At 32.6% G+C, this 4567-nt stretch carries 3 protein-coding genes; all 3 read left to right on the top strand.

The annotated features are described in order from the left end of the window. The first annotated feature begins 136 nt into the window (after positions 1-136). The 3 genes from ACFSQP_RS12955 to ACFSQP_RS12945 all read left to right on the top strand — a co-directional run bounded on the left by ACFSQP_RS12955 (position 137) and on the right by ACFSQP_RS12945 (position 3363). Complete coding sequence (locus ACFSQP_RS12955) at positions 137-1111, top strand: hypothetical protein (protein WP_376895182.1); 975 nt, start codon at positions 137-139, stop codon at positions 1109-1111. A 243-nt stretch (positions 1112-1354) separates the two neighbouring features. Continuing rightward, complete coding sequence (locus tag ACFSQP_RS12950) at positions 1355-2152, top strand: CPBP family intramembrane glutamic endopeptidase (RefSeq protein WP_376895180.1); 798 nt, start codon at positions 1355-1357, stop codon at positions 2150-2152. 671 nt (positions 2153-2823) lie between these two features. After that, positions 2824-3363 (top strand): hypothetical protein, encoded by a 540-nt coding sequence (locus tag ACFSQP_RS12945; RefSeq protein WP_376895178.1) that lies wholly within the window; start codon positions 2824-2826, stop codon positions 3361-3363. Positions 3364-4567: the final 1204 nt, after the last annotated feature.

The following is a 4567-nucleotide window of genomic DNA, read 5'->3' as shown; positions in this document are numbered from 1 at the left end:
TAACAATGTGTATAATTCATTGCTAGTTCTTACCTACTTGCGAAAAATTATCGAATACCTAAATCTCGTTTTTATTTACTAACTTTAACTCCTAACAGATCGCAACGAAATCATACACTAGACCGTTGCCCAAAATATGAAAAAAACTTTGAGACAAACATTAACACTTGGATTTTTATTAATTGGAATTACTGTTTTTGGACAAGAATTTAACTTTGATATTCACAATACAACACTAAATGAATATCTTGAAATGGAGCAGAATTTAGGAAGTGAGCAAATACCGAATATCCGAAACCACGTTTCTGCTGAAAATGCTCAACCAATAAAATTTAAGCGTGAACAAAAGGTTATTTCCGATTTAGTCGGACATTATTATTTCAAGAAAAAAGACAGTACAATGTCTTATATACTTTATGAATGGGACGAGAGCTTATTGACTTTGAAAGCAAATACGAATGACAAAAAATCAAAAAAATATCAAAAGGCTCTTATTCGTAAATTCAACGAAATGGAAAAAATGATTGCGGATATTTATGGAGAACCTGTTTCAGAAGGCGATTTAACAGATTTAAAAATAGCTAATGATAATATAAAAGGCGGATTGAAGAAAAATGTAAAATGGTTTCCAAACGATAGTACAGAAATTGAGATGTACGCTAATGTTTCAAATTACTATGAAAAGCGTGGAATGGCTACAACTTCGCCAACTCATAGAATACGACTTTACATAAGAAATACAAAAAAGGAAGAACGAGTTACGCCCGAATTAACTGAAGAGCGAATTGATAGCTTGAATGTAATCTCGAAAAAATTTATTGTTGCACTAAAGGATGAGAATTTTACCAAATCAAAAAGTTATTTGTCTGAAATGATAATTGACCAAGTGACGGACGAACAGATTAATGTATTAATTTCAGGAATTGAATTTGACCGAGAAATTGAACTGATTTACAGCGGAATTCAAATGGCAATGAACGGTAAAGCTTTTGCAATGCTTCAATACAAGTATAAAGACGACCAAAACAGTCCGCCAAAAGAAATGATTAAGGTTATTTTCGATGACAAAAATAAAATTGTCGGAATTCAGCCAATGAAAATGCAAAATTGATAGCGAAAAATACTGTGGGCAACAACGTGTATAGCTCATTGCTATTCAGTTGCTTAATCGAAGTTAAGGCGTATTTGGAAAGTCGCCAAATTTTTAAATTTGACGATTTCCAATAAAAAGATAAATAGTAAAATTTAAAAATCTGGCTTGTGCCCAACAGAAAAATAATCGCTAATTTATACGCAACGAGCCATACACCAGACCGTTAGCTGTAATAAAAACCAAATCGACCCCACAAAATTAATGAGTATAATTAAAGCATTTTTATATACAGTTTTAGCGTTTGTATTTTGGACAATAATTCAACTCGCAATACTTCTTCCGATTAAATATTTGATTGGAGAACCAGATGACTTCACTCATATATTTGGAATAACTAAAATTGTATCTGTTGTTGGAGCATTTTTACTCATTTATTTTTTCTTTTGGAAACCAAGTTTTGATTTTAAAAAAGCTCTTACAGTTCAGAATTATAAACCTCAAATATATTTGTATTTACCTCTAATTGGAATTGGTTTGTTACTAATAAATAAACCTTTTTGGGATTTCAATAAAATAATGGAATATTATCAAGGAATTTCTACAAATGATAACTTTGTTAGTTCTAACAATAATATTGCTCTAATTTACAGTCTGATTTCCGCATTATTAATTGCACCAATTGTCGAGGAACTATTTTACAGAAAATTTTTATTAGATAAATTGTTAGGAAAGAATAAACCCATTTTAGCAATAACTGTTTCAAGTATTTGCTTTTCAATAATGCATATTGAAACACCTAATAACTTAATACCGACTTTCATAAGCGGAATTATACTCGGAACAATATATTTGAAAACTAAAAAAATCGGTTATTGTATAATACTTCATTTCATTGTAAATTTAATTATTTTTACGACAAACAATATTGGAACCTCTTATGATAATTGGCTGATTGGTTATAATTTTGACATTTGTTATTGGATGTCATTTGGAATTGGAATTATTATAACAATAATAGGAATGAAGAAAATTACTACAGCTAACACCGTATATAATTAATGGCTGGTTTTGGCTTACTTACGAAAATCCTCGCGGATTTTCTATTCGGTTTTTATTTACTAAATTAGGTGCTTAAACACGCCACTAATCATATACAAACACGTTAGGCACAAGTTGAAACGAGCAGCAACGGACCTAGCAAACTCGCAAACTTTAAGAAATTAAAAAAACTCATTACGATTGATTAAATCACTCTGAGTGATTAGCCGCTCGCAAAAGCTGATTCCAAACCCGCCCAGGGTCATTTTTATTCATAGAACTTTATGTAAAACTCAACTTTTGGCTTATCACCTTGGACGACAAAAATTGACGAGCTACTTCATAAATATTGACCCTTAAATTTTGACCTGATAACGTATGATTCGCCTTCCGAGAATAAAAGATAAGTGATCAAGCAGCTTCTGGAAATCTCCCCGGCTAGTGTCGATTTTTTTTTTTACAATATTTTTGATGTTTAATAAAGTAATTTTTAACTCGAAAAATTTTAAAAAACCAACAAGCGAACATCTGAACCTAAAAACCAGTGCCTAACAATGTGTATAATTCATTGCTGGCTCTTACCTGCTTGAGAAAAATTATCCAATACCTAAATCTCGTTTTTATTTACTAACTTTAACTCCTAACAGACCGCAACGAAATCATACACTAGACCGTTGGCTACAATTTGAGCGATGAACCCGAAAATAATTGACATAAACCAAAAACACTTTATCGGTTCTTTTAGATATAATAAAAGTAAGCCCGAAGATTTTGGGCTAAAAAAAGTTGATGGAACAGACCACTTTATTGACAAAAACGGAATATTATGGAAAAATGAAATATTGTGGGATTTAGGTTGGGGCAATGAATACGGATTTGTACGAATGCCAGAGCCAAATTTTGAACAGTTATGGATTTTACTGACTGAATCTAATATTGAGAACAACTTATTAGGTTCGGCTGAATTACTCACTCTCTATCCGAATGAACTAAAGGAAAAGTTACAAACTCTATTCAATCGGAATGAAAAGCTGAATCGAAAATTGACCAAAAGACTTTCTCACTTGGAATTGTTAAATCACGTAACTAATCATTCAGAAGTTGGAGGAAAAAGACCTGAACAAGTGGACGCTGATTATCGCGAATGGAAAAAATTAAAAGAGGATTTTGAACGATTAAAAACCGAAAGTCTAATACAACGAATTAAAAAAACTGTAGCCAACAATGTATAACCGCAATTACGGCGGATTCGACTACGTCCGAATCCACTCGGAATTGCTAACGTCAGTGTTTAATCTGAAAATTAGTTAACTTTAATCCCGTAACTGACGGTTATACGAGACCGTTAGGCACAAGTTGAAACGAGCAGCAACGGACTTTGCAAACTCGCAAACTTTTGGAAATTAAAAAAAAGAACTCATTACGACTGATTAAATCACTTTGAGTGATTAGCCGCTCGGAAAATCTGATTCCAAACCCGCCCAGGGTCATTTTTATTCATAGAACTTTTAGGAAAACTTCAAGTTTTGGCTTATCACCTTTGACGACAAAAATTGACGAGCTACTTCATGAATATTGACCCTTAAATTTTAATCTGATAACGTATGATTCGCTTTCCGAGAATAAAAGATAAGTGACCAAGCAACTTCTGGAAATCTCCCCGGCTAGTGTCGATTTTTTTTTTACAATATTTTTGATGTTTAATAAAGCAATTTTTAAACTCCAAAATTTAACCAAACCAACAAGCGAAAATCTGAACCTAAAAACCAGTGCCTAACAATGTGTATAATTCATTGCTAGTTCTTACCTGCTTGCGAAAAATTATCGAATACCTAAATCTCGTTTTTATTTACTAACTTTAACTCCTAACAGACCGCAACGAAATCATACACTAGACCGTTAGGCACAAGTTGAAACGAGCAGCAACGGACCTTGCAAACTCGCAAACTTTAAGAAATTTAAAAAAACTCATTACGATTGATTAAATCACTGTGAGTGATTAGCCGCTCGCAAAAGCTGATTCCAAACCCGCCCAGGGTCATTTTTATTCATAGAACTTTTAGGAAAACTTCAAGTTTTGGCTTATCACCTTTGACGACAAAAATTGACGAGCCACTTCATGAATATTGACCCTTAAATTTTAATCTGATAACGTATGATTCGCCTTCCGAGAATAAAAGATAAGTGACCAAGCAACTTCTGGAAATCTCCCCGGCTAGTGTCGATTTTTTTTACAACATTTTTGATGTTTAATTAAGTAATTTTTAACTCGAAAAATTTAACCAAATCAACAAGCGAACATCTGAACGTAAAAACCAGTGCCTAACAATGTGTATAATTCATTGCTGGTTCTTACCTGCTTGCGAAAAATTATCCAATACCTAAATCTCGTTTTTATTTACTAACTTTAACTCCTAACTGATCACAACGAAATCA

Origin of the sequence: Bizionia sediminis, from assembly GCF_042684585.1 — a bacterium.
GTDB classification, from domain to species: Bacteria; Bacteroidota; Bacteroidia; order Flavobacteriales; family Flavobacteriaceae; genus Algorimicrobium; species Algorimicrobium sediminis.
This window is presented reverse-complemented; position numbering and strand designations above follow the sequence as displayed.